General features: G+C 59.8%; 19 protein-coding genes and 2 pseudogenes. 1 reads left to right on the top strand and 20 read right to left on the bottom strand.

The window, feature by feature from the left end; all coding sequences use genetic code 11:
- Positions 1–34: 34 nt before the first annotated feature.
- The 9 genes and pseudogenes from JL474_RS00655 to JL474_RS21750 all read right to left on the bottom strand — a co-directional run.
- On the bottom strand, positions 35–397 hold the full coding sequence (locus JL474_RS00655) for a MerR family transcriptional regulator (RefSeq protein ID WP_123634238.1): 363 nt from the start codon (positions 395–397) through the stop codon (positions 35–37).
- Positions 378–680, bottom strand: coding sequence for an integration host factor subunit alpha (gene ihfA, locus JL474_RS00650; protein ID WP_004578706.1), 303 nt, complete (start codon positions 678–680; stop codon positions 378–380). Before ihfA ends, JL474_RS00655 begins: the two co-directional genes overlap by 20 nt.
- Positions 681–685: 5 nt before the next feature.
- The gene (gene pheT, locus JL474_RS00645) at positions 686–3,058 is read right to left on the bottom strand and encodes a phenylalanine--tRNA ligase subunit beta (RefSeq protein ID WP_203140575.1); all 2,373 of its coding nucleotides are present in this window, start codon (positions 3,056–3,058) and stop codon (positions 686–688) included.
- 57 nt (positions 3,059–3,115) lie between these two features.
- Positions 3,116–4,114, bottom strand: a complete 999-nt coding sequence (pheS, locus tag JL474_RS00640; RefSeq protein WP_123634240.1) for a phenylalanine--tRNA ligase subunit alpha — start codon at positions 4,112–4,114, stop codon at positions 3,116–3,118.
- Positions 4,115–4,329: 215 nt separating this feature from the next.
- On the bottom strand, positions 4,330–4,686 hold the full coding sequence (rplT, locus tag JL474_RS00635) for a 50S ribosomal protein L20 (protein ID WP_111497796.1): 357 nt from the start codon (positions 4,684–4,686) through the stop codon (positions 4,330–4,332).
- Positions 4,687–4,717: 31 nt separating this feature from the next.
- Complete coding sequence (gene rpmI, locus JL474_RS00630) at positions 4,718–4,909, bottom strand: 50S ribosomal protein L35 (protein WP_123634241.1); 192 nt, start codon at positions 4,907–4,909, stop codon at positions 4,718–4,720.
- 95 nt (positions 4,910–5,004) lie between these two features.
- The gene (gene infC, locus JL474_RS00625; RefSeq protein WP_123634242.1) at positions 5,005–5,547 is read right to left on the bottom strand and encodes a translation initiation factor IF-3; all 543 of its coding nucleotides are present in this window, start codon (positions 5,545–5,547) and stop codon (positions 5,005–5,007) included.
- A gap of 23 nt (positions 5,548–5,570) precedes the next feature.
- Positions 5,571–7,259 (bottom strand): annotated as a pseudogene (thrS, locus tag JL474_RS00620) (threonine--tRNA ligase); the annotation flags it as partial.
- Between the two features lie 39 nt (positions 7,260–7,298).
- Positions 7,299–7,469 (bottom strand): annotated as a pseudogene (locus tag JL474_RS21750) (TGS domain-containing protein); the annotation flags it as partial.
- 190 nt (positions 7,470–7,659) lie between these two features.
- Here JL474_RS21750 and JL474_RS00615 point away from each other — a divergent pair.
- A complete protein-coding gene (locus tag JL474_RS00615) occupies positions 7,660–8,406 on the top strand; it encodes a ParA family protein (RefSeq protein WP_203140574.1) in 747 nt (248 codons plus the stop codon).
- Between the two features lie 63 nt (positions 8,407–8,469).
- On the opposite strand, the gene JL474_RS00610 is transcribed toward JL474_RS00615, so the two are convergent.
- From JL474_RS00610 to JL474_RS00560, 11 genes are all read right to left on the bottom strand, one after another.
- Positions 8,470–11,040 carry a TRAP transporter permease gene (locus tag JL474_RS00610; protein ID WP_407944036.1) on the bottom strand — a complete coding sequence of 857 codons (2,571 nt, stop codon included), beginning with the start codon at positions 11,038–11,040 and terminating at the stop codon, positions 8,470–8,472.
- Positions 11,041–11,199: 159 nt separating this feature from the next.
- Positions 11,200–12,183, bottom strand: a complete 984-nt coding sequence (locus JL474_RS00605) for a TAXI family TRAP transporter solute-binding subunit (RefSeq protein WP_203140572.1) — start codon at positions 12,181–12,183, stop codon at positions 11,200–11,202.
- Between the two features lie 193 nt (positions 12,184–12,376).
- Positions 12,377–14,761 carry an efflux RND transporter permease subunit gene (locus JL474_RS00600; RefSeq protein ID WP_123634247.1) on the bottom strand — a complete coding sequence of 795 codons (2,385 nt, stop codon included), beginning with the start codon at positions 14,759–14,761 and terminating at the stop codon, positions 12,377–12,379.
- A 47-nt stretch (positions 14,762–14,808) separates the two neighbouring features.
- Positions 14,809–15,951, bottom strand: coding sequence for a WD40/YVTN/BNR-like repeat-containing protein (locus JL474_RS00595; protein ID WP_123634248.1), 1,143 nt, complete (start codon positions 15,949–15,951; stop codon positions 14,809–14,811).
- 141 nt (positions 15,952–16,092) lie between these two features.
- A complete protein-coding gene (locus JL474_RS00590; protein WP_123634249.1) occupies positions 16,093–17,487 on the bottom strand; it encodes a DUF1329 domain-containing protein in 1,395 nt (464 codons plus the stop codon).
- Positions 17,488–17,832: 345 nt separating this feature from the next.
- Entirely contained in the window at positions 17,833–20,472 is a 2,640-nt protein-coding gene (gene pepN / locus JL474_RS00585; protein ID WP_203140571.1) for an aminopeptidase N, read from the bottom strand.
- 70 nt (positions 20,473–20,542) lie between these two features.
- Positions 20,543–21,415, bottom strand: a complete 873-nt coding sequence (locus JL474_RS00580; RefSeq protein ID WP_123634251.1) for a DUF2797 domain-containing protein — start codon at positions 21,413–21,415, stop codon at positions 20,543–20,545.
- 11 nt (positions 21,416–21,426) lie between these two features.
- Positions 21,427–21,687, bottom strand: coding sequence for a YeaC family protein (locus tag JL474_RS00575; protein ID WP_123634252.1), 261 nt, complete (start codon positions 21,685–21,687; stop codon positions 21,427–21,429).
- 574 nt (positions 21,688–22,261) lie between these two features.
- Positions 22,262–23,134 carry a rhomboid family intramembrane serine protease gene (locus JL474_RS00570; RefSeq protein ID WP_236011951.1) on the bottom strand — a complete coding sequence of 291 codons (873 nt, stop codon included), beginning with the start codon at positions 23,132–23,134 and terminating at the stop codon, positions 22,262–22,264.
- A 4-nt stretch (positions 23,135–23,138) separates the two neighbouring features.
- Positions 23,139–24,149, bottom strand: coding sequence for a metallophosphoesterase (locus JL474_RS00565; protein ID WP_203140569.1), 1,011 nt, complete (start codon positions 24,147–24,149; stop codon positions 23,139–23,141).
- A gap of 2 nt (positions 24,150–24,151) precedes the next feature.
- On the bottom strand, positions 24,152–25,036 hold the full coding sequence (locus JL474_RS00560; protein ID WP_123634255.1) for an NAD(+) kinase: 885 nt from the start codon (positions 25,034–25,036) through the stop codon (positions 24,152–24,154).
- Positions 25,037–25,088 lie beyond the last annotated feature (52 nt).

The raw sequence follows: 25,088 nt of genomic DNA, 5'->3' as shown, positions 1-25,088 counted from the left end.
AAAAAGGAGGTCCAGCGCCGACGCTGACCCGGGGTCAGGTCGGGCTGTTAAGGACGTCCAGGACTTCTTCCAGCTCGGCAATCATCTGGCGGATGAGCTGCTTGTACTGGGAGGTGTCGTCCTTGATTTCGTGGCTGCTCAGCTTTTGCTTGGCGCCACCGATGGTGTAGCCCTGATCGTAAAGCAGGCTACGAATCTGCCGGATGGTCAGGACGTCGGCGCGCTGGTAATAGCGACGATTGCCCCGCCGCTTCACCGGCGACAGTTGCGGGAATTCCTGTTCCCAGTAGCGCAGGACGTGAGCCTTGACGCTACACAGGTCCGCAACCTCACCGATGGTGAAGTAGCGTTTGCCAGGAATCGGCGGCAGCTCGTTGTTATGACTGGGTTCCAGCATACGCTTCTACTTTCTGTTTTAGTTTTTGTCCCGGGCGGAAGGTCACCACGCGCCGCGCACTGATGGGGATTTCCTCCCCGGTCTTCGGATTGCGCCCGGGACGCTCTTTCTTGTCCCGGAGGTCGAAGTTGCCAAACCCCGACAACTTGACCTGCTCGTTATGACTCAGTGCGTCCCTGATTTCTCCGAAGAAGGCTTCCACCATCTCCTTGGCTTCGCGTTTGTTGAGCCCCAGCTCTTCGTAGAGGCGCTCCGCCATCTCCGCTTTCGTCAAAGCCGTCATTCCGATTAACTCCTCAGTGTTGCACCAAGTTCCGCCTTCAGCGCGTCGATCGCCGCACCGAACCAGGTCAGGATCTCGTCGTCATTCAGCGTCCGCTCCGGATGCTGCCAGAAGAGACTCAGGGCCAGGCTCTTGCGCCCTTCGCCGATGGCGTCACCCTCAAACACGTCAAACACCCGCGCGCCGGTCAGGAACTCACCCGCCTTCTCACGGGCAACGCGCTGAACTTCAGCGTACGTCACCTCATTCCCGATAATGATAGCCAAATCCCGCCGAACTTCCGGGAATTTTGAAAATTCTTTGAAATTAGGCACATATCCGGAAAGGATCGAATTCAAGAATAGCTCAAAGACGTAAATCGTGCCATCCAGGTCAAGCTTTTTCTGGACTTGCGGGTGCAAAGCTCCCAACCAGCCCACAAATTCACCGTTTTTATGGAGCTGGGCCGTCTGCCCTGGATGCAGCGCGCCATGCTCGCCAGCGCTGAATTCAACCGTGATACCCAGCAGCTCGAACAGCGCCTCGAGATCTCCCTTCACATCAAAGAAATCAACGCTCCGGCGGCCGTTGACCCAGCTTTCCGGGTTCTGGGCGCCGGTCACGACGCCGGCCAGCATCGGCACCTGTTCAATGCCCTCACCCTCGCGCACGAAGCGCAGCCCGGTCTCAAACAGGCGGATGCGGGACTGCTGGCGGTTCTGGTTGTATGCCACGGTTTTCAGGAGGCCTGGCCAGAGGCTGGTGCGCATCACGGACATATCGCTGGAAATCGGGTTGGCCAGCTCGATACCGGTATGATCGCCGTCGATCAGCGCCTGGACCTTGCTGTCCACGAAGCTGTAGGTCACCGCTTCCTGGTAGCCGCGGTCCACCAGCAGGGATCGTACGTGGCTGATCGGCCGCACCGCTTCCTGCTCTTCGCGCAGACCCAGGCTACCGACCGGCTCGGTCACCGGCAGGTTGTTGTAACCATAAATGCGGCCGACTTCCTCGATCAGATCCTCTTCGATGGTGATGTCCGGGCGGTAACTCGGAACGTGGACCTTCCAACCTTCGCGGGTCAGTTTGTCCACATGCAGGCCCAGGCGCGTCAGGATTTCCTCGATTTCGGTGCGGTCGATTTCCAGTCCCAGCACGTCCGTGACCCGTTGTTGACGCAACTCGATCACCGGGGATTTGGGCAGGTGCTGTTCGCTGTGCACTTCCACGATCTCGCCCGCTTCGCCGCCGACGATTTCCAGCAGCAGCGCGGTCGCACGCTCCATGGCATCGCGGGTCAGCTCAGGATCGACGCCCCGCTCAAAGCGGTGAGAGGCATCAGTGTGCAGACCGAAATGACGCGCCTTGCCGGCAATGGAAATGGGATCGAAGAACGCCGCTTCCAGCACGAGGTCACGGGTCTTTTCGGCGACTCCGGAGTGCTCGCCGCCCATGACGCCGGCGATGGCGATGGGCTTCTCGTGATCGGCAATGACCAGCGTGCCTTCAACCAGTTCCACTTCCTGGCCGTCCAGCAGCACCAACTTCTCACCGGATCTGGCCCAGCGCACGATGATGCCGCCGTCAATTTCACTGCGATCAAACGCATGCATGGGTTGCCCCAGCTCCAGCATGACGTAGTTGGTGACGTCCACCGCCGCGTCGATGCTGCGGATCCCGGAGCGACGCAGGCGCTCACGCATCCACAGGGGCGTTTCGGCGCTCAGATCGACGTTGCGGATGATCCGCCCCAGGTACCGGGGGCAGCCTTCCGGCGCATCGATGCGGATATCGACCACGTCCGAATGCACCGGCTCCACCGGGTTGATGTCGGGGCCTTCCACCAACAGGCGGTTGAGCACACCGACTTCGCGAGCCAAGCCACGGATGGACAGGCAATCGCTGCGGTTCGGCGTCAGGTCCACGTCGATGGTGGCGTCGTCCAGGCCCAGGTAGTCGCGAATATTCTCGCCAGCCGGCGCTGAAGCCGGCAACTCCATCAGGCCGTCGTGGTTGTCGGAAAGGCCCAGCTCGGACTCGGAACACAGCATGCCGTTAGACGGCTGCCCACGCAGCTTGGCCTTCTTGATCTTGAAGTTGCCCTGCAGCACCGCGCCCACCTCGGCGAACGGCACTTTCATCCCCGGCCGGACGTTGGGTGCGCCACAGACCACCTGGACCGTTTCTGCACCGCCAGCGACCTGGCAGACGCGCAGCTTGTCCGCGTCCGGATGCGGCTCGACCGACAGCACTTCGCCCACGATGATACCGGTAAATTCGCCGGCGACGGATTCAAACTCGTCCACTTCCAGACCGGCCATGGTGATCTGATCAACCAGTGCCTGGGTGTCGATCTCCGGGTTCACCCACTCGCGCAGCCATTGTTCGCTAAATTTCATGTTCGTTGCCTTGTCCTGATCCGTTTATCCTGAAACCGTCAATGCCAGTGCTGTCGATCAGCGGAACTGGCGCAGGAAGCGCAGGTCGTTCTCGAAGAACATGCGCAGGTCGTTCACGCCGTAGCGCAACATGGCGAGTCGTTCGACGCCCATGCCGAAGGCAAACCCGCGGTAGGTTTCGGGATCAATGCCGCAGTATTCGAAGACCTTGGGGTGGACCATGCCGCAGCCCATGACTTCCAGCCACTTGATCGAGCCGTCGTCATTGCGGCCCCATTCAATGTCCACTTCAGCCGACGGCTCGGTGAAGGGGAAGTAGGACGGACGGAAGCGCACGGCCAGATCCTTTTCGAAGAACACCCGCAGGAACTCCTCCACGGTGCTCTTGAGGTCGGCAAAGCTGATGTTCTTGTCGACCACCAGGCCTTCCACCTGATGGAACATCGGCGTGTGGGTCATGTCCGAGTCACAGCGGTAGACCCGGCCCGGGCAGATCATGCGGAACGGCGGCTGGCCGTCTTCCATGGTGCGGATCTGGACCGGTGACGTGTGGGTCCGCAGCAGGGTGCCCGGATTGAAGTAAAAGGTGTCGTGCATGGCACGGGCCGGGTGATGGCCGGGAATGTTGAGGGCCTCGAAGTTGTGGTAGTCGTCTTCGATTTCCGGGCCCTCTTCCACGGTGTAACCGGCGCGGGAGAAGAACTGCTCCATGCGCTGGATGGTTCGCGTCACCGGATGCAGACCGCCACGACTCTGGCCTCGACCGGGCAGGGTCACGTCGATCGATTCCGCCGCCAGTTTGGCGTCCAGGGCCGCATTTTCCAGTTCGGCGCGACGCGCGTTGATGGCGTCCTGCACTTCGCCCTTGGCCTGGTTAATCTTCTGCCCCGCGGCCGGCCGCTCTTCGGCGGACAACTGACCCAGCGACTTGAGCTGCTGTGTCAGCACACCCTTCTTGCCCAGATAATCAACACGCACCTGATCCAGCGCCTGCAGGTCCGTCGCCTGCTCTACCGCTTTCAGGCCGTCCTGTACGAGTTGCTCCAGGTTTTCCATTGACCCTGCTCCAAATATGCATTGTGTTCTTTGCGGGTGAGAACCCCTGAAAAATGACCGGCGCCGTGGCTGATCCTTTTTCAGAGATTCCCCGGACGTTCCCGGGCGCACCATTCTACAGGCCCCGGAACAAAAAAGGGGGAAGAGCATGCTCTTCCCCCTACTTCGGAATGCCCCGAGAGGCACTCAATCCGATATGCAATCGATGAAAGAGCTTACGCGAGCGCAGCCTTGGCTTTTTCAACGACGGCACTAAACGCCTGTTGCTCGTTCATCGCCAGGTCGGCCAGGACCTTACGATCGATTTCAACATTCGCCTTTTTCAGACCAGCGATCAGACGGCTGTAAGACAGGCCGTTGGCGCGGGCACCCGCATTGATACGGGCAATCCACAGCGCACGGAACTGACGCTTACGGTTGCGACGGTCACGATAGGCGTACTGACCTGCCTTGATGACCGCCTGTTTGGCAACACGATAGACGCGGCTCCGGGCACCGTAGTAACCCTTCGCCTGCTTCATGATCTTCTTGTGACGACGACGTGCGACGACACCACGCTTTACACGAGCCATATTTCAATCCTTCTCTTTACTGAACCAGAAATTAAAGCGCGGTCATGCGCTTGATGGATGCAATGTCAGCCTTGGCAATTTGCTTGGTGCCGCGCAGCTGACGCTTCCGCTTCGGGCTCTTCTTGGTCAGGATATGACTTGTGAAGGACTGCTTATGCTTGAAGCCTTTGGCAGTCCGCTTGAACCGCTTGGTGGCCCCGCTCTTGGTTTTCATCTTGGGCATTTTATAAAACTCCGCATTTTATGATTTCAATAAATAATGAGTCCTGAACGACAAATCCCCCGCACTGTGACGGGGGGCAGGCGATCAAACAGGGCTCACTTTTTCTTTCGGGGGGCAACAACCATCGTCATTTGCCGGCCTTCCATCTTCGGCCGTTGCTCTACCTGGGCAAGTTCTTCGATGTCGGCTTCCACACGATTCATGAGCTGCATACCAATTTCCTGGTGTGCCATCTCACGGCCGCGGAAACGAATCGTGATCTTGCCCCGGTCCCCGTTCTCAAGGAAACGTACCAGGTTGCGTAGCTTGACCTGATAATCCCCTTCTTCCGTGCCAGGCCGGAACTTGACTTCTTTTACCTGGACCTGCTTCTGCTTTTTCTTCGCAGCGGCTTTGGCCTTCTTCTCTTCGAAGACCTTCTTGCCGTAGTCCATGATCTTACAGACGACCGGATCGGAATTCGTAACCTGAACCAGATCCAGAGAAGCTTCTTCTGCGGCCTTCAGTGCGTCCTCGATGGAGACAATGCCCACCTGCTCACCGTCCGCCGCAATGAGACGTACTTCTGTGGCTTCGATATTCCCGTTGATGGGCGCTTTAGGAGCCCGTCCCCGATTCGTTCGCTGTTTAATAATCAGTTCTCCGTTTGATTTCTGCCTTTGCGGGACACGTCTTCGGCCAACAGGGCCTGGAAGGCGTCCAGCGACATCGTACCCAGGTCATCGCCCTTGCGATTACGCACGGCAACGGCGCCGGCCTCGACCTCTTTATCACCCACTACGGCGAGGTAGGGTACTTTATTGAGCGTGTGCTCGCGAATTTTAAAGCCGATTTTTTCGTTTCTCAAGTCGGCGTGGGCGCGATAACCGGAATTTTCAAGGGCTTTCGCAATTTTTTCGCAATATTCACGCTGATTATCGGTGATATTCATGATGGCGACCTGGGTCGGCGCCAGCCACGTGGGGAAGGCCCCCTCGTAATCCTCAATCAGGATACCGATAAAGCGCTCGAACGAGCCCAGTACGGCCCGGTGCAGCATCACCGGCGTGCGCCGCTCGGAATTGTCGGCCACATACTGCGCGCCCAGACGGCCCGGCATGGAGAAGTCCACCTGCACGGTACCGCACTGCCAGACCCGGCCGATGCAATCCTTCAGGGAGTATTCGATCTTCGGCCCGTAGAAAGCGCCCTCACCCGGCAGCAGTTCCCACTCGACGCCTTCTCGATTCAGCGCTTCTTCCAGCGCAGCTTCGGCCTTGTCCCAGATTTCGTCGGAACCCACACGCTTTTCCGGGCGGGTGGAGAGTTTATACAAAATCTCGGTAAAGCCGAAATCGGTATAAACCTCATGCAGCAGGTCCATGAACTTGGACACTTCCTCCTGGATGGCCTCTTCTTCACAGAAGATGTGGGCGTCGTCCTGGGTAAACCCACGTACCCGCATCAGGCCGTGCAGCGCGCCGGAGGCTTCGTTACGGTGACAGGAACCGAACTCGGCCAGACGCAGTGGCAGATCCTTGTAGCTCTTCAAACCCTGGTTGAAGACCTGGATGTGGCACGGGCAGTTCATCGGCTTGATGGCGAAGTCGTGCTTCTCGGACTCGGTGGTAAACATGTCATCACCGAACTTGTCCCAGTGGCCGGACTGCTCCCAAAGGGTGCGTGACACCACCTGCGGTGTCTTGATTTCCTGGTAGCCGTGCTGACGCAGTTTGTCGCGCATGTACTGTTCGATCTGCTGATAGACCGTCCAGCCGTCCGGATGCCAGAACACCATACCCGGCGCTTCTTCCTGCATGTGGAACAGGTCCAGCTTCTTGCCGATCTTGCGGTGGTCCCGCTTCTCGGCTTCTTCCAGGCGGTGCAGATAGGCCTTGAGGTCTTTCTTGTTACCCCAGGCGGTGCCGTAAATCCGCTGCAGCTGCTCATTGCCGGTGTCACCACGCCAGTAGGCGCCCGCGACCTTGGTCAGTTTGAACGCCTTGAGCTTGCCGGTGTTCGGTACGTGCGGGCCACGACACAGGTCGATGAACTCGCCCTGCTGATAGAAAGAGAGATCCTCGTCACCCGGAATGTCCTGGATGATGCGGACCTTGTACTCCTCGCCCATCTCGTCGAACAGCTTGACCGCTTCATCGCGCGAGAGCACGGAACGGGAAACCGCGAAGTCCTGCTTCGCCAGCTCTTCCATCCGCTTTTCGATCCGCGCCAGATCTTCGTTGGTGAACGGACGGTCAAACTTGAAGTCGTAATAGAAGCCGTTGTCGATGACCGGGCCAATGGTCACCTGCGCCGAAGGGAACAGATCTTTCACCGCCATGGCCAGCAGGTGGGCGGTCGAGTGGCGGATGATGTCGACGCCATCCTCGTCCCGATCGGTGATGATCGCCAGTTCGACGTCCTCATCGATCGCGTAGCTGGTATCCACCAGTTTGCCATTCACACGACCGGCCAGGGCGGCTTTGGCGAGGCCAGCACCGATATCGGCGGCCACATCGTGAACGGTAACAGACTGGGAAAAACTGCGGTGACTGCCGTCGGGCAGCGTAATAACGGGCATGACAAGCTCCTATCAGCGGTGATCCTTACGAGAGACCACATGGTATTTGGGAATCGCGCCACGAATCGCGATTCTTTCAGGCGCGGGATTTTAACAGCGTATCGCGGCGACTGTCATGCAAAAGCATTACAGGCGGGGCACAATGTGAACGGCGTGCCTCCAAGCTTTAAAGGATCAGGACATCGACCCAATGAAAGTCATTGCGTTTCACAACATAAAAGGCGGCGTCGGCAAGACCGCCGCAGCGGTCAACGTCGCCTATCTGGCGGCCCGCGACGGCATCCCCACCCTGCTTTGGGACCTGGATGCCCAGGGCGCCGCCAGCTGGTATCTGGGCGACACCCCGGATCTGACCGGCGAAAAGGCCGCCCGACTGGTTAAAGGCAAAACGCCCATCGGCAAGATGATCAACGCCACCGCCTACCCAAAGCTGGACCTGATTCCCGCTCATCCCAGCTTTCGCAATCTGGATTTGCGACTGGAACAGGAGGGCCAGAAACAGGCGCTGCGAGATTGGCTGGCGCCACTGTCGGAAGACTACGCCCTGATCGTCCTGGATTGCCCGCCTTCGTTGTCCCGACTCGCCGAACAGGTACTACAGACGTCAGATGCGGTGTTCGTTCCGACCATTCCATCCTGGCTGTCGATCAACAGCTGGGACCAACTGGTCGCGTTTGCCGAAGACAAAAAGGTCAAAACGGGCAAGTTGCACCCTTTCCTGTCCATGGTCGACCGGCGCAAGCGCATTCACCAGACCCTGCTGGACACATCCAGGGGCGGACTGAAACGCCGGATGAGGGCGTTCATTCCCTACGCCAGCGATGTGGAACGGATGGGCGAACAACGCTGCCCGGTCTCGATCACCCGGCCGCGGTCACCGGCGGCACTCGCCTACGAATTGCTCTGGAAGGAAATCCGCAAGCTGATCAAGCGTTGAATCACCGCCCACAAAAAAGCCCCGCGACCTTTCGGATCACGGGGCTTTTGATCGGTCCGACGGTCAGACCGTAGCGACCTCGCCTTCTTCCCGGTTTCGTCGCCGGATCTGCAGGAAGGCGATCAGCGCCAGCAAGACAAGCGCCGGAATGAACATGAGTTCCTTCGGCGGTCGCTCCAGCCTCGCCTGCACCGCGTCGATGGTCCAGTCGAAGGACAGGCCCGCATCCTCAGCCGGGCTGCCGAAGGTCACGAAGTCCACCACCATGCGGTCACCGTCGCGGCGCACTTCCAGACCCGCCTGCTGCAGACGGTCTTCCGGAGTGTCCCCGGCCGGCAACGGCAGGTTCAGGAACGTGGACTTCTCCTCGCCTTCGATCGACATGCCGGAGGCCTTGAGGATCATGTCCTCCCCGGGCGGCACTTCGCTGATGTGATCCATGATCTCGGTCCCCGGGCGCAACTCGGTCGGCGGATAGACCATGTCCCACCAGAAGCCCGGACGGAACAGCGTGAACGTGATCAGCAGCAGCGCCAGGGTCTCCCAGATACGGCTGCGGGTAAACCAGAAGCCCTGGGTGGCGGCGGAGAACACCAGCATCGCGGTTATCGCACTCGCTACAGTCACCAGAAGATCAAACCAGCCCGTAAGTCCGATCAGCAACAATTGCGTGTTGAAGATGAACATGAACGGCAGGATGGCCGTACGAATATCGTAGGTGAACCCCTGCACACCGGTCTTTATCGGATCGGCCCCGGATATCGCCGCGGCGGCGTAGGCCGCAAGCCCCACCGGCGGCGTATCGTCCGCAAGAATCCCGAAGTAGAACACGAACAGGTGAACAGCGATCAGCGGTACGATCAGGCCATTCGCTGCACCCAGGGTAACGATGACCGGCGCCATCAGCGTTGAGACCACGATGTAGTTGGCCGTCGTAGGCAAGCCCATGCCCAGGATCAGGCTGATCACCGCCGTAAAGATCAGCATCAGCAGCAGGTTGCCGCCGGAGATGAATTCCACGAATTCGGTCATCACCAGACCGATCCCGGTCAGGGTCACGGTACCGACGACGATACCGGCCGTGGCTGTGGCCACACCGATACCGACCATGTTACGACCGCCGGTCGCCAGCGAATGCAGGAGATCGACCCAACCGTCCTTGAACGCCGTCATCATGCTGCCGGAGTGCTTGCGGAAGAAGTGCTGCAGCGGGCGCTGGGTAACGACGATGAAGATCATGAACAACGTCGCCCAGAACGCCGACAACTGGGGTGACAGGCGATCGACCGTCAGGCACCAGACCAGAACCACCACCGGCAACAGATAGTACAGCCCCGTCTTGACCGTCGGTCCGACGGGCGGCAGCTCAACCGCCGGTTCGTTCGGGTCATCCTCTTCCAGCGGCGGGAAGCGGCAGGAATAGGCCAGCAGCGCGATGTAGGCGATCACCAGCAACACCGCCAGGATCCAGGAAGCGGCCTCACCGAAGACCCCTTTCATCCAGCCGACGCCGTAATAGGTGGCCAGGGTCACGACACACAACCCGATCAGCAGCACGACCCACGTCAGCATCCGCTGCGCAAGCGACGGACGATCGGTGCGCTCGATGCCGTGCATCTTCAGCTTGCAGGCCTCCAGGTGCACGATGTAGATCAGTGCAATGTAGGAGATCAGCGCCGGCAGGATTGCGTGCTTGATCACTTCCAGGTAGGAAATACCAACGTACTCCACCATCAGGAAGGCAGCCGCCCCCATCACCGGGGGCGTCAGCTGACCATTGGTCGAGGCCGCCACTTCAACGGCGCCCGCCTTGCTGGCCGGGAAACCGACACGCTTCATCAAGGGAATGGTAAAGGTGCCGGTCGTCACCACGTTAGCGATGGAAGAACCGGAGATAATACCGCTCAGACCACTGGAGACCACGGCTGCCTTGGCCGGGCCGCCACGCATGTGCCCCAGCAAGGCGTAGGACACCTTGATGAAGTAGTTACCAGCCCCGGCCTTTTCCAGCAACGCGCCAAACAGCACGAACAGGAAGACGAAACTGGTGGAGACGCCCAGGGCGACGCCAAAGACACCTTCGGTCCCGAGCCACTGGTGCGAAGCCAGTTTTTCCAGGCTGGCGCCCTTGTGGGAAATCACGTCCGGCATATAGGGGCCGGCCAGCGAGTAGAAGATAAAGACCGCGGCAACCACCATCAGCGGCAGCCCCAGGGCCCGCCGGGTGGCTTCCAGCAGCAGGATCATGCCGCCGATGGCGACGATCATATCCTGCATGTTGGGCGCACCAGGGCGCGACGCCAGCTGATCGTAGAACAGGTAGATGTAGGACGCCGCGAACGCGGCCAGCACCGCCAGTACCCAGTCGTAGACCGGTACGTGGTTGAGCGTGCGCCCCTTGATCATGGGGAACGCTGAAAACGCGAGGAAAATGGCGAATGCCAGATGAATCGAACGGGCTTCCGTGGAATTGAAAATACCCGTGTTAAAGATGAACGGCAGCGGGGATGCTATCCACAGCTGGAAAAGTGCCCAGACCACAGGCACCAGAAAAAGAATCATACCCGGAATGCCGGTGGCTGCCCTGCCGCCGGTTTCCGTTTGCATCACCGCTTCGGTATCAGAGAGCTGCATGCCCTTCTCAGCCTTGGATGACGTGTCTTTTTGGTTCGCCATTGATACGACCTTTCAGGAGGGATTGACCAAAAACGGCTGCCCCCAACCGGGGCAGCCGTGATCCAACCGATAAGTTCGAACGCGACAATGGAAGCTGGCGAGCCTCCATCACCGGTCTTACTCCATCAGGCCAACTTCTTTGTAGTACTTGACCGCACCCGGATGCAGCGGAGCACTCAGGGCGTCATGAACCATTTCCTCTTTCTTCAGGTTTTCAAACGCCGGGTGCAGACGCTTGAAGCTGTCGAAGTTCTCGAAGACCGCCTTCACGATCTGATAGACCACGTCGTCCGGAACGTCGGCGGTAGTGACGAAGGTCGCTGCCACACCGAACGTGGTGGTGTCGTCCGGGTTACCGCGATACATACCGCCCGGGATGGTGGCGACACGGTAGTACGGATTTTCCTCAACCAGCTTCTTGGTGGCGTCGTTCTGGACGTTGACCAGAACGCTGTCACAGGAGGTGGTGGCTTCCTTGATGGCGCCGGACGGGTGGCCGACGGTGTAGAAGAAGGCGTCGATCTTGTTGTCGCACAGCGCCTGTGACTGCTCGGCGGCCTTCAGCTCGGCGGCCAGGGAGAAGGCGCTCATGTCCCAACCCATCTCGTTCATCAGCACTTCGGCCGTGGCACGCTGACCGGAGCCCGGGTTACCCACGCTGACGCGCTTGCCCTTGAGGTCATCGAAGTTCTTAACATTGGCATCTTTACGAGCGACGACAGTGAACGGCTCCGGATGCAGGGAAAAGACCGCACGCAGTTTCTTGAAAGGACCGTCGTCCTTGAAGTCGCTGGTGCCGTTGTAGGCGTGATACTGCCAGTCGGACTGGGCCACTGCCAGGTCGAGTTCACCCGCGCGCAGTGCGTTCAGGTTGTAGATGGAACCACCGGTACTTTCAACCGAGCAGCGAATGCCGTGCTCCTTGCGATCCTTGTTGACCAGGCGACAGATTGCACCACCAGCCGGATAGTAAACCCCGGTGACGCCGCCGGTGCCGATGGTGACGAACTGCTGTTCCGCCGCCGAAACCGACCCGGATACCGCACCGAGACTCACAGCGGTAGCCAGCGCGAAAGTGGATAGTTTGTGTCGAAGTGCCATTATCATCATTCCCTTCTTTTTTAGTTTATGTCACTCGTTTTCCGGGACGGCCGGAGCCACCCCACCCTCTTACTTTCATTCTAGAACATAGAACAAGAGTCCTACGAAATAAAGCCGACCATTGTAGCTAAATGCATGAGCCAAAAACAAAAAAGCCCGCATTTGCGGGCTTTTTGAGTAGCGGCCTAACCGCTTATTTGGCACTGCGTGCCTTAGCGACCATCTTGTCCGGGCGCAGGAGGAACCGCGCCAGTGCCGGCAGCAGCCAGATGGAGCCGACCATGTTCCAGATGAACATGAAGAACAGCAGCAGCCCCATATCCGCCTGGAACTTGATGGGCGAGAAGATCCAGGTCACTACACCCAGGCCCAGCGTCACGCCGGTGAAGATAACCGCCTTACCGGTGGAGCGCAGAGTCTCGTAGTAGGCTTCCTGCAGTGTCTTGCCTTCCAGCAGGTATTTCTCCAGCTTGGTGTAGATGTAGATGCCGTAGTCGACACCGATCCCCACACCCAGCGCGATCACCGGCAAGGTCGCGACCTTGATGCCGATACCGGTGGCCGCCATGATCGCCTCACACAGGACCGACGTCAGGCCCAGCGGGATGATGATACACAGCACGGCCCGGATCGACCGGAACGTCAGGAAGCACAGCAAACTCACCACGCCGTAGACGAACATCAGCATCAGGTTCTTGGCCTTGGAGATGACCTCGTTGGTGGCCGCCTCCACACCGGCGTTACCGGCCGCCAGCTTGAAGTTATGCACCTCGTTGCTGTTGTCCGCGGCGAACTTCTCGACTTCGTCCACCACCGTACGCAGGGTTTCCGCCTTGTGATCCTCCAGGAACACCAGCACCGGCGTCAGACTGCAGTCGGTGTTGATCAGGCCGCTCGGCGCCTCACGGATGGACGCGTTGATGATGGTCTGGTTGCGGGAGATCTCGTACCACTTCCAGTTGCCCTCGTTCAACGCCTTGGTCACGATCTTGGAAACGTCCGCCAGCGACACGGAAGACTGCACGCCCGGCGTGTTCTGCAGGTCCCACTGCAGACGGTCCATGGCGCTGAGCACTTCGTACTGGGTGCACTGCTCCTTCTGGGTTTCCACCATCACCACCAGAATGTCGGCACTGGTGGAGTAGTTGTCGATGATGTACTTGTTATCCACGTTGTAGCGGGAGTCGGCGCGCAACTCCGGCGCCCCCTGATCCAGGTCACCGACCTTCAGGTCCTGCTTGTAGTAGAAGCCAAGCCCCAGACCCAGCAGGGCAATCAGCAGCGAGATCGGCGCCACACCCGGATGGGAGAAGTAGGACATGATCCGCCACTTGCGGTCTTCCTTCTCGCCGTGGTGCTGGACGTGATTGACGCCACGCTTGGTAATGCCCACATAGGACATGATCAGCGGGTGCAGGACCAGGTTGGTGACGATGATGATCGCCACACCAATACCGGCCGCCACGGCCAGATCACGAATGACATCAACTTCGATGAACAGCAGCGTCAGGAAGCCAAAGGCGTCGGAAACCAGGGCCAGCATGCCCGGGATGTACAGCGAACGGAACGCCAGTCGCGCCGAAGTCAGCGGATCAAAGCCTTTGGCCGCTTCGAACGCCATGGCGTTGACCACCTGAACCCCGTGACTGATCCCGATCGCGAATACCAGGAACGGCACCAGGACCGAATACGGATCCAGCCCGTAGCCCAGCAGGCGCAGGATGCCGAGCTGCCAGAACACCGCGACAATCGACGCGAATACCGGCACCAGCGTGCCTGCGATGCAGCGGGAGTACCAGAACAGCAACAGCGTGGTCAGCACGATGGTGATACCGGCGAACCAGGCGATGGAGCCGATGCCCTCGATCAGGTCACCCACTTTCTTGGCGAAGCCGACGATGTGGATGTCGATGTTCGGGTTCTGCTTCTCGTACTTCTGGCGCACCTTTTCTTCGAGCTGCTTGGAGAACTCGGCGTAGTCCAGCGCTTCGCCGGTTTCCGGGTTCTTCTCGTACAGCGGGGCGTACACAATGGTGGACTTGAAGTTGTCAGACACCAGACGGCCGACTTCACTGGAGCGCAGGATATTCTGGCGCAACTGCTCAAGACTATCGCGGGAGCCGTCATAGCTTTCCGGAATGACGGTACCGCCCTGGAAGCCCTGCTCGGTAACCTCGACCCAGCGGACGTTCGGCGTCCACAGTGACTTCAGACCGGAACGGTCCACGCCGGGCAGGAAGAACACCTCGTCGGTGATCTGCTTGAGCGTGTCCATGTAATCCTTGGTGAAGATATCGCCGTCCTTGGCCTCCACGGCGATCCGCACGAAGTTACCCAGGTTCTCCAGATCATCCCGGTGTTCCATCATATTGACGATGTAGGGATGCTCCAGCGGGATCATGCGCTCGAAGCTGGCGTCCGGCTGGATCTTGACGGCGTTATAGCCCAGGAAAATGGTCAGCAACAGGAACGCGATCAGGATGATCACCCGGTTGTTGAAGATCAGGCGCTCCAGAAACGGCTCCGCCTTGGGCGACGTGAAGTAATGCTCGCCTTTGTCGTGTTTGGGGTTGGACATTCAATGACCCTCTTCGGAATTCTTGTCGTGCTTATGGAGTTGGCGGATCAGGGATTCTTACCGTTGATGTCGGTGTGCTTGACGCCACCTTCACCGAACAGCACCAGCTCCTCGTCAGAGACCGGCAATACAGACATCACGCCCTGACGGTCCGACCTGAAGTAGGTCCGGAAACTCTCTGCGTTGTTGGAACTCACCAGTACCGTGCCACCGTTGCCCACCAGCGTGATCCGGCCGTCTTTGGCCACCGCGCCGTTGTTCAGCGTATTCGGCGAATCGTTGGGTACCGTCGTCCAGCTGCGGCCCAGATCCGTTGACATGAAGACGTGGCCACGCAGTCCAAAAGCGAGGATCTCATTGACGTCACCGGTTCCCGTTACCCCAAAGAAGGAACCCGTGTAGGGACTCTCCACCTTCTCCCAGGTATCACCCCGGTCGGTGGACAGGAAAATCGTGCCGGCTTCGCCGACAATCACCAGGGCGCCACCCGTAACTTCGGTGATGCCGTTGAGGTGGAAACGGTCCGGATTCGGGACGTGGGCCGACCAGTCGCGCCAGGTCTGGCCACCGTCGTCGGTACGGAAAATGAAACCGTAAGAGCCCACCGCAAAGCCGGTGTTGTCGTTGGCAAACCAGACGTCGAGCAGCGGCTTCCAGGGACCGACCTCTTTGTCGGCCTGGGCGTCCTCAAGACCGAACTGCATGCCTTCCAGGGTCCACTGCAGGTCGTCTTTCTGGTCGTCCGGTGCGTTTTCGACCTTCTGCTCCAGCTTGGCAATCTGTTCCTTCATGGTTGCGATCACCAGATCCGCCGCCCGACTGCCGTCCAGCTGCTTCTCCCAGGTTTCGCCGCCGTCACTGCTGTGCAGGATGACCGCACCGTGACCGACCGCCCACCCCTGCTTGGGCGTCGGGAAGCTGACGCCGGTCAGGGTCGTCGATACGGGGACCTTGCCCTGCTGCCAGGTCTGGCCCTGGTCGTCGGAATAGATGATGTGCCCCCGCTCGCCTACGGCCACCATGCGATCTCCCGCATAGGTGCTGTCGGTCAGCAGACTTTCGTCAGCCAGCGACGTCGGCCGGGCGGGCGTCTCAAGAACATCACTGACTGCCGCTGCCCAGGGACTGGCCAGTGCCAGCGACAGCCCCAGCAACGCTGCAAATGCCTTGCGCTTGAAAGGTGTAGCCATTCAGATTGCCTTTATTCTGAGTTGTTTAGTGTCTGTCGTGCCGTCCGGATGCTATCCGGAAACGGGCAGATACCGTTTGTCAGGCACCCGCCCGCATCGTGCTTTGCTCCCGGTTCGCCGGGTTATTGTGTTCTCTCCCGGTCAGCGAACGCTGCGACGACGCAGGGACGCCGGCGAGAAGTAACGCTTGTTGGGCACTTCGTCGGTGAAGACCCGGGTATTCGGTTCTTCGGTGTCCAGGCCCTGGACGTTGTAGCGACGCGCCTGCAGATCATTGAAGACCTCCAGGGTCGACCAGACGCCCGGCAGCTCGTAGAAATTCTTGACGATGGCCATGCTCACCCGCCACAGCTGGTCGCGGCTGTCGTACTGATCCACCAGCAGTGTGTTCCAGCTGTCTTCGTCCACATAGAAACGACGCTTGGAGTAGATGTGGCGCTCGCCCTTTCTCAGCGTAGCCAAAACCACGTGAACGCGATGCAATTCCCAGCGGGTCAGATCCATATTGATGTGGGAGACGCCCAGGATCTTGCTGTAGGGCACGCCTTTCTGCGCGATCTTGTAGTTGTTGTAGGGCACGTAGATCTCGCGCTCGCCCTCATAGGTCCAGTTGTAACGGTCCAGGGCGCCGTTGAAGATGTCGGTATCGTCCGCGGTGCGCAGGTTATCGGCAGCGGCGATCGGCGAGTCGTAGCCCAGGTTCGGCGCCCGGCGTACGCGGCGCTGACCGGCGTTGTAACCCCAGCCGTTACGCGGGTTCTTGATCTGGTTCAGGGTCTCGTGGACCAGGATGGCGCCACCGGCCAGACGCGGCGGGGATTCGGTGAACGACAGGTAGTAGAACAGGATGTTGTCCAGCGTGGACTCATCGCCTTCCGGATTGTAGAAGTTGAAGAAGGCTTCCTGCTGGGAACGGATCAGGGTGTAGTCGCCGTTCTGCTGCACGGCCACCTCGTTGGCGCGACGCGTCAGGTTGATGCCGCGCCAGCGGGTCAGGTGGTTCCACATGACCTGGTAGGCTTTCTGCTCGTTGTCGCCGCTCAGGATCGGAAAGGGGTAGCCGCCATAGGCGCCCTTGATACCGGCCCCTTCGCCCACGATGGTGGCGGAGGTGGCGTTTTCCTTGGTGTTCTTGGCCACCCAGTCCGGAATCGCGTGGCTGCGACGGGTCCGGTACACCGGGATATGAAAGGTGGTCGGATAGGTTTCGATCATGGCGATCACGCCATCGCTCAGGTGATCGCGATACTCGTCGAGATTCTTGGCGTTGATGGTGAACAGGACTTTGTCATCCGGGAATGGATCCGGATGGAAGTCACCGCTTTCCTTGTAGCCGGAGCCTGCAGGCGGCTTGGTGATACCGCCGGTCCACGCCGGAATCGTGCCGGAGGCATTGCCCGCCACCGGAGAGCCAAACGGGGTCAGATCCTGTCCCAGACGCGCAGCTTCGGCAGCAGAAACCGCGGCACTCGCCTGGCCGGAGATCATGGAAAACGCAAGCACACTGCCCAACAGCCATTTCTTGTTATGGATCATTGTTCGGACCTTTCATGTGTCTAAAAGCCGAAAGGCTTTTGTTTTTTTATAGTGTTTCCGGTCGGTTCGAGCCGGACCGGCGGCGCCATTCAGCATGGCATCTTGTTCTTCAACCGCGTCGACGAACCGCCGTCGCGGGGCGGGACTCCCCTCGCACCGGGAATCCACCTGCAAGAATCGAAGGTTAGCGTATATGCCGTCAAAATCCATCAACCGAAAGTGCGATTTTGTAGCGTTGTGCAACGACAAATTGGGTATTGGCGGAGCGCTATTTGCTCGCCAGGAAGGCTGAAGGGAAGGCGTACCCCGGACCAGGACGCGGCCCGGGGTGTGGGGAGAGGACGGTCAGTCCTTGAGGGACTTGTGGACCACCTCGTACACGTCTTTGGAGAGGTCCGGCTTGGCCTGGATCTGCTCCAGGGCCGCCCGCATGCCCTCGCGATACACCTCGCCGTAGTTGCGCCAGCGCGTGAGCGGCGCCACCAGGCGGGCGGCGATTTGCGGGTTGGAGCTGTCCAGGGACAGGATATGCTTCGCCAGGAAGCGATAGCCGGAGCCATCCTCGGCGTGGAAGTTGGCGAGATTCTGACCGGCAAAGGCGCCAATCACCGAACGGATCTTGTTGGGATTCTTCCAGTCGAACGCCGGGTGCTCGAGAAGAGCCTCCACCGCCGACAGCGTCCCGGCCCGCGGGCTGCCGGCCTGGATGGAGAACCACTGCTCAACCACCTGAGGGTCGTTGCTGAAACGATCGTAGAACGCATCCAGCGCCTGGGTACGGTCGGCTTCGAAGTCGGAGTTCACCAGCGAACGCAGCGCCCCGGACTGATCGGTCATATTAGTGGCCGAATCGAACTGCTTGAGCGCCATCTGGCGCGCCTCTTCATCATTGATGTGCAGCAGCCAGCTCAGCGCCGTGTTCTTCAGGGAGCGACGGGCAATGGCCTCTGGCGTCGGCTCGTAGGCACCGTCTTCACGGTTGCGCAGGTAACAGGCCATCAGCTCTCCCTGCAGCTCCAGCGCCAGCTGGTTCAGGACACGGGTGCGTGCGCTGTGGATCGCCTGGACATCCGCCACGTCGGCCAGCTCAATCAGGTAAGCCTCGCTGGGCAGCTGCAGCATCTTGGCCACCAGGGCCTGATCCAGATCGGTGTCCGACAGCAACTGACGGAAGGCGGTGACCAGCCGCGGATCCACGGTCTGTTCCTGGGGCTGGCCCACCATCGACTGGATGACGTCGACCGCAAGCCGCTGACCGGCGTCCCAGCGGTTGAAGCCGTCGCTGTCGTGGCTCATCAGGAACAACAGCTGATCACGGCTCCACGGGTAACGCACCTTCACCGGCGCCGAGAAGCCGCGCAGCAACGACGGCACCGGACGTTCGGCCACGTCTTGGAAGACAAAGGTCTGCTCGGATTCGGTCAGATCCAGAATCCGCTGGGTCGGCGCCTCGGCATCGTCCGCACCCAGCTTGAGCGGCAGATCGGAGCCATGCTCTCCGATCAGGCCGATGGCAAACGGGATGTGCTGCGGCTTTTTCTCAGACTGTCCCGGGGTTGGCGGCACCTGCTGACTCAGGGTCAGCGTGTAGGTTTTGGCCTGCTCGTCGTAATGGTCGGTCACATCCACCACCGGCGTGCCAGCCTGCTGGTACCACAGGCGGAACTGGCTCAGGTCGCGGCCACTGGCCTCTTCCATCGCCTTGACGAAATCGTCGGTGGTCACCGCCTGGCCGTCGTGACGCTGGAAGTAGAGGTCACTGCCCTTGCGGAAGCCTTCCTCACCCAGCAGCGTATGGATCATGCGCACCACTTCGGCGCCCTTCTCATACACAGTCAGCGTGTAGAAGTTGGAAATCTCGATGTAGGAATCCGGCCGTACCGGATGGGCCATGGGGCCGGAGTCTTCGGCAAACTGGGCGGTGCGCAGCAGGGTGGCATCTTCGATCCGCTTGACCGTAGGAGAGCCCATGTCCGCCGAGAACTGGGAGTCCCGGAACACCGTGAAGCCTTCCTTGAGGCTCAACTGGAACCAGTCACGACAGGTGACCCGGTTACCGGACCAGTTGTGGAAGTACTCGTGCGCGACGATGGCTTCGATGCGCTGGAACGCCATGTCGGTAGCGGTATCCGGCGTGGCCAGGACGCATGAGGAGTTGAAGATATTGAGCCCCTTGTTCTCCATGGCGCCCATATTGAAGTCGTCGACGGCGACGATCATGAAGATGTCCAGATCGTACTCGCGACCGTAGATCTGCTCGTCCCAGCGCATGGAGCGTTTGAGGGAATCCAGCGCGTGATCGCACTTGGCGGCGTTACGCGGCTCCACATACATGCGCAGGTCGATCTCGCGGCCGGACTGGGTGGTAAAGGTGTCTTTCTTCTCCGTCAGGTCACCGGCGACCAGCGCGAACAGGTAACAGGGTTTGGGGAACGGATCTTCCCAGGTGACGAAATGACGACCGTCTTCCAGATCGCCGCGATCCACGTCGTTGCCGTTGGACAGAAGGATCGGGTAACGCGCCTTATCGGCCTCGACCCGGGTCCGGAAACGCGCCATCACATCCGGACGATCCGGGATATAGGTGATCCAGCGGAACCCCTCGGCCTCGCACTGGGTGCAGAACATGCCGGACGATTTGTAGAGCCCTTCCAGCCGGGTGTTGTCCTGCGGCAGGATCCAGGTCACCACGCCCAGGGTGAAGGTATCCGACACCTTCTCGACCCGCAGACCGCCGGAGGTCACCTCGAAATCGGACGGTGCCAGCGGCAGGCCATTTAGCGTCAGACCTTCCAGTTCCAGACCTTCGCCATCCAGCTCCAGTGGCTGCCCGGGATCCGCCTCAGGATTGCGCCGTATCTCCATCGAGTTGTAGACGCGGGCCCCTTCCTCGAACAGTTCGAAACGCAGGTCGACATGGTCCACCAGATACGGCGGCACCTTGTAATCCTTCAGGTAAATGGTCCGTGGCTGACTGGTTCGCATGGTACTTTCTCCGATTTGGCGATCCCGGTTCGGGCCGGGAACAGGCGCCCCGTCGCCGGAGCACCCAACTTCAGTTTGAAAACAGGTCCGGCGTTTGCGGAGTCTCGTCAAACACCTGCAGACGCACACTGTACGCGGTGAATTTGCGAATGTTGATCACGCCGCTGTCGAGAATCAGGTACTGCCCCTTGATGCCTTCCAGGCGCCCGCCCACCGACGGGGTCTTGTCCAGGTTGTGGGTCTTGATCCGGGCGGGCCACACCTCGACCGGATAAGCCAGGTCGAGCGCCTCGTCCGATACCGGCCTGATCGCATCCTGCCCGTGCGTGTCGCGCAACTCATCCAGCGACGCTTCGATTTTCTCCAGCATGCGCGCACGCTCCTCCACCAGGTCGAGTGCCGGCACATCGCCCTTGAGCATGGCCCGCCAATTGGTGCGATCGGCCACGTACGCCTTGCAGACCACCTCCACCAGTCCCGACAACTGGCGTGTCGCCACTTCCAGCATGGGAATGGCGGCGACGGCGCCCTGATCGATCCAGCGGGTCGGTACCTGGGACTTGCGGGTGATGCCCACTTTCAGGCCCGATGAATTGGCCAGATAGACGATGTGGGGCACCATGCAGTGGGTTTCGCCCCACTCCGGCTCCCGGCAGGTACCCTCATGGTAATGGCATTTTTCCGGGCTGACGATGCAGCTGTCGCAGGCCGCCAGCTTCCGGAAGCAGGGATAGCAGAACCCCTGGTTGAAACTCTTCTTCGTCAGGCGATCGCAGTGAATACAGCGGATCTCCCCGTCGAAATCGATCTGGATGTCCCGGCCGATCAGGTCGTTCAGCGGCACCAGGGTCTCACCGACTTTCATCCGGTAGTGCACTGGCGGTCCGGGTTCGACCGGCATCTTGCGCAACGGTCCCTGGACATCAACAACAGCGGACGACATAGACTGCGGCCTCAATTCAGGATGCGAATGGGCGTCGTATCGTCAGCGGGCGTTGAATCCCGCAGTTCCTTGCGCTCGCGGTCGATGTACCCCACCCGTTCGTTCTCGGGGATGTTGTGCTCGTTCTCGTAGTAGATCACGGCCTCCATGCAGATCTGGCGCTGATCCTCGGAAACCGGACGACCGTCCGGCCATTTACCCAGTTCGACAGCGCGGCGCAGACTCTTGTAAACGGTGGGATCCAGCCGTTTGATCAGTTCATCGTAAGTCATCTTCTCCCCTTCAATCACTGGCGCCGAAGGCACCATTAACCCATGGCGCAGCACTCGGCCGATCGTGTCAGCTTAACATAGAGGCGATTGTTTACGGCGGCCCCGACCTTGGAAATAGGCTATCACCACGATGGTTTTTGGCACCGGGGAAAATTTTTTGAAAAAAGTGGGCAGAAACCTTTGACAATCGATAATGATAATAATTATCATTTCAACCGTACCAAGTGAGAACGGTCGTTTCATTTGGTCTCTCTCATCAGGAGCTTAACAGGCTCATTTAATGCCCCGCCGTTTGGCGGGGCTTTTTTATTCCTGAAACAAGGCTCATCTGAGGTACGCCGCTAACGTTTGGGAAGATTTTGTAGAAAGTGCCGTAGGTTGGGCTGACTACGGAAGCCCAACGATTTCCAATCTGAGCCCCGCCATCCGGCGCTCACCTACTGCTCGCCAGACCAATCCATTACGTCTCGGATTCTGGTGGGATTGTTGAAACATTGATTCCCTGTCGATTGTTGGGCTTCCTTCGTCAGCCCAACCTACGGCGGCAACGTGTCACACGGTGTAACGCGCGACATCAGGCGCCCTGAGGATCCTGTTTGCGCGGCGGGGGCATCAGCACCGCCATGATCAGCCCGGCCAACAGGCCGCCGAGATGCGCCTCGTTGGCCATCGACCCAAGCCCGAGGATCTGCGTCAGCGGCGTGAAGCCAATCAGGATCCAGACCAGCGATACCACGATCAGGGCCGGCGGGAACTGGAATCGGGGCCGGCGTTGTTGGCTGAGCCAGCAGTAGCCCAGGATGCCGTAAACCACACCGGACAGACCACCGAACAACGGCCCGGACACCAGGAACTGCAGGGTGTTCGACAGCAGACTGATGACCACCACCAGAATGCCCAGGCGCACCTTGCCGTCAAACCATTCCACCTGACTGCCGAGAAACCACATCATCACCGCATTGAAAATGATGTGCGACCAGCTGAAATGCAGCAGATCCGGCGTCAGCAATCGCCAGAACTGGCCCTGGGACAACGTGGCCGACAGCGCATCCAGCCGCTGCGCCAGGGTATCGAAGACAAACCGCGTCGGGTCGACAAACATCAGAGCGACCGAAGCCGGATCACGCCCCAGGCCGGTGAACCAGGTCACCAGCGCCGCGATGGCGATGATCGCGAGGACCATGGGCGCGTGCTTCGGAGACGGTTGCCAGCGGCCGTTGACGAACACCGGGGAGTGATTGGTTTCGTGGATGGCCCGACGCACTTCCGGTCGGGACATGAACTGCTCAAGCGCTGCCAGCACCGGCTCGGCATGCTCCTGGTGCTCCAGCCAGAGAACCTGCTGGTCGCCCTCCTCGGAAATCCGGTGTTCGACGCCCTGCTCACGCAGCCACTGGCTGAAGTCGGCCAGGTCCGTCCCGGCCGACAGCTGTTTGACTCGGTACAAAGGGTTACCTCGTAAGACTGTCTTCGGTTTGCGAATCGCTCGGCAGTTCCGGTCGCGGTACGTTAACCCAGACAAATTTGTCCGCGGAAAGTTGCCGCTCATCGTCCATCCGATACGCCACCAGGCGGCCGTATTTCACCGCGCTGTAGTCGATACAGGCCACGTTGGGTTTGAGTGGCGCCGGACGCCCTTCCCGCCAGTAATGGCCGACAAACACGGGCGGTTCGGTTGGCGGATAGGCAATGATTTTCTTCTTTTCAGCGTCGGACAGTGGCCGGTTGGCGATATGCTCCGGCAACGGATCCGGCTGGAAGACCACGTCGTTGTATGTCTGCGGATTCTCCGCCCAGAACTTGGTGCGGAAAAAGCGGCGCACAAAGCCGTCCTTGCCTTCGATGTGCAGGCCGTCCGGCAGGCGCAGGTCGGTACCGCGCAACAATCGATCCATCACCTGGCCGGCAAAGGAATCCAGCACCGACGAGGCATGCAGGAAATCCTCATCGATCAGGTTGCCACCCTGGGTCGCCTTGAACTGGTCGATCAGTCGGCTATCCCAACAGGCATGCACGACCCGGAAATGCTCAACTTCCAGAAACAGCGGCAGCGTATAGAACCACTCCAGGAACTCGTTCCATTCATGGGGATGGTGTTCGAACTGGTCCAGGGTTTCCCGAATCAAACGGTCGTGCCGGGGGTTGTGTTCCCGCAGGAATTTCCTGTCGCTGCCCGGTCGCGCCCGGGTGCAGTACCCCAGCGCATTGTATTCATGATTGCCCATGGTGATCTGCGCCGAGCCGTGCTCGACCATATCCCGCACCATGTGCAGCGACTCGCGGATCCGTGGTCCACGATCGATGATGTCGCCGATGAAGATCGCCTGACGGCGCTTGTGCTCGTAGACCCCGTTGACCTTGCGATAGCCCATCTGCTCCAGCAGGGCCTGAAGCGTGTGGGCGCATCCATGGATGTCGCCGATGATGTCATAGCCCCGGCTGCCTGACCGCTTTACAGACATAGTTAACTCGCTGCGATGTTACTGGCCCAACCGAGTTTCTCCCGGCACGTGGCGTAGAAATTGTGATCCGTCGGATGAATCAGGCGAATCTTGAAAGGCTTCTTGGTGATACGAATGATGTCCCCCGGCGCGCAGGACACGTCCATCTGGCCATCGCAGCTCATCTGGGGATAGGTTTCGTTGTCCTCGCCGATCACCAGTTTGATCTCGCTCTTGCCGTCCACCACGATCGGGCGGCTGCTGAGCGTGTGCGGGAACATCGGCACCAGCACGACCGCATCCAGCTTGGGATGCATGATGGGCCCGCCGGCGGACAGGGAATAGGCGGTCGAGCCGGTCGGCGTGGACACGATCAACCCGTCCGAGCGCTGGCTGTAGACGAAGTGGCCATCGATATACAGATCGAAACCGATCATGCGGGTCGATTTGCCGGGGTGCAGCACCACGTCGTTCAGGGCCGTGCCGAAGCCGACCGGGTTGTCACTGCGGGTCACGTGGGCGTCCAGCAGGAAGCGGTGCTCTTCGATGTACTCGCCCTGCAGCACCCGGCCCACGCGCTCTTCCAGATCGTCCGGTGAGATGTCGGTCAGAAAGCCCAGGCGACCACGGTTGACGCCGAGGATGGGAATCTTGGACTTGGCCAGTTCCCGGGCAGCCCCGAGCAGGCTGCCGTCGCCGCCGACGACGATGACCAGGTCGCAGATTTCACCCAGCAGTTTCTTGCTGGACACCTGCAAGCCGTGGCCCGGCAACATGGTGGCGGTTTCCGACTCCAGGATCACCTGATAATTTTCATTGAGCAGATAGGTCTTCAGGTGGCGCAGGGTCTCCACCACCTTGACGCTGTTCATCCGCCCAATCACACCAATATTTCTGAATTGCTCCATTCGATATCCTGTGCCAGCCCAGTGATGCGTTTGGGTCACTCGGGGTATAGTG

The sequence above is a fragment of the Marinobacter mangrovi genome, assembly GCF_016798325.1.
In the GTDB taxonomy this organism is placed as follows: Bacteria; Pseudomonadota; Gammaproteobacteria; order Pseudomonadales; family Oleiphilaceae; genus Marinobacter_A; species Marinobacter_A mangrovi.
The sequence above is the reverse complement of the archived record's forward strand: the minus strand, read 5'-3'. Positions and strand labels throughout refer to the sequence as shown.

What these genes read in the sequence shown, in the direction of transcription:
- pheS (WP_123634240.1), bottom strand. Translation starts at nt 4,114, where the DNA reads ATGGAAAACCTGGAGCAACTCGTACAGGACGGCCTGAAAGCGGTAGAG.
- JL474_RS00565 (WP_203140569.1), bottom strand. Translation starts at nt 24,149, where the DNA reads ATGTCTGTAAAGCGGTCAGGCAGCCGGGGCTATGACATCATCGGCGAC.
- JL474_RS00560 (WP_123634255.1), bottom strand. Translation starts at nt 25,036, where the DNA reads ATGGAGCAATTCAGAAATATTGGTGTGATTGGGCGGATGAACAGCGTC.
- rpmI (WP_123634241.1), bottom strand. Translation starts at nt 4,909, where the DNA reads ATGCCCAAGATGAAAACCAAGAGCGGGGCCACCAAGCGGTTCAAGCGG.
- JL474_RS00590 (WP_123634249.1), bottom strand. Translation starts at nt 17,487, where the DNA reads ATGATCCATAACAAGAAATGGCTGTTGGGCAGTGTGCTTGCGTTTTCC.
- JL474_RS00605 (WP_203140572.1), bottom strand. Translation starts at nt 12,183, where the DNA reads ATGGCACTTCGACACAAACTATCCACTTTCGCGCTGGCTACCGCTGTG.
- JL474_RS00600 (WP_123634247.1), bottom strand. Translation starts at nt 14,761, where the DNA reads ATGTCCAACCCCAAACACGACAAAGGCGAGCATTACTTCACGTCGCCC.
- rplT (WP_111497796.1), bottom strand. Translation starts at nt 4,686, where the DNA reads ATGGCTCGTGTAAAGCGTGGTGTCGTCGCACGTCGTCGTCACAAGAAG.
- pheT (WP_203140575.1), bottom strand. Translation starts at nt 3,058, where the DNA reads ATGAAATTTAGCGAACAATGGCTGCGCGAGTGGGTGAACCCGGAGATC.
- JL474_RS00580 (WP_123634251.1), bottom strand. Translation starts at nt 21,415, where the DNA reads ATGTCGTCCGCTGTTGTTGATGTCCAGGGACCGTTGCGCAAGATGCCG.
- JL474_RS00575 (WP_123634252.1), bottom strand. Translation starts at nt 21,687, where the DNA reads ATGACTTACGATGAACTGATCAAACGGCTGGATCCCACCGTTTACAAG.
- ihfA (WP_004578706.1), bottom strand. Translation starts at nt 680, where the DNA reads ATGACGGCTTTGACGAAAGCGGAGATGGCGGAGCGCCTCTACGAAGAG.
- JL474_RS00610 (WP_407944036.1), bottom strand. Translation starts at nt 11,040, where the DNA reads ATGCAGCTCTCTGATACCGAAGCGGTGATGCAAACGGAAACCGGCGGC.
- pepN (WP_203140571.1), bottom strand. Translation starts at nt 20,472, where the DNA reads ATGCGAACCAGTCAGCCACGGACCATTTACCTGAAGGATTACAAGGTG.
- JL474_RS00615 (WP_203140574.1), top strand. Translation starts at nt 7,660, where the DNA reads ATGAAAGTCATTGCGTTTCACAACATAAAAGGCGGCGTCGGCAAGACC.
- JL474_RS00655 (WP_123634238.1), bottom strand. Translation starts at nt 397, where the DNA reads ATGCTGGAACCCAGTCATAACAACGAGCTGCCGCCGATTCCTGGCAAA.
- JL474_RS00595 (WP_123634248.1), bottom strand. Translation starts at nt 15,951, where the DNA reads ATGGCTACACCTTTCAAGCGCAAGGCATTTGCAGCGTTGCTGGGGCTG.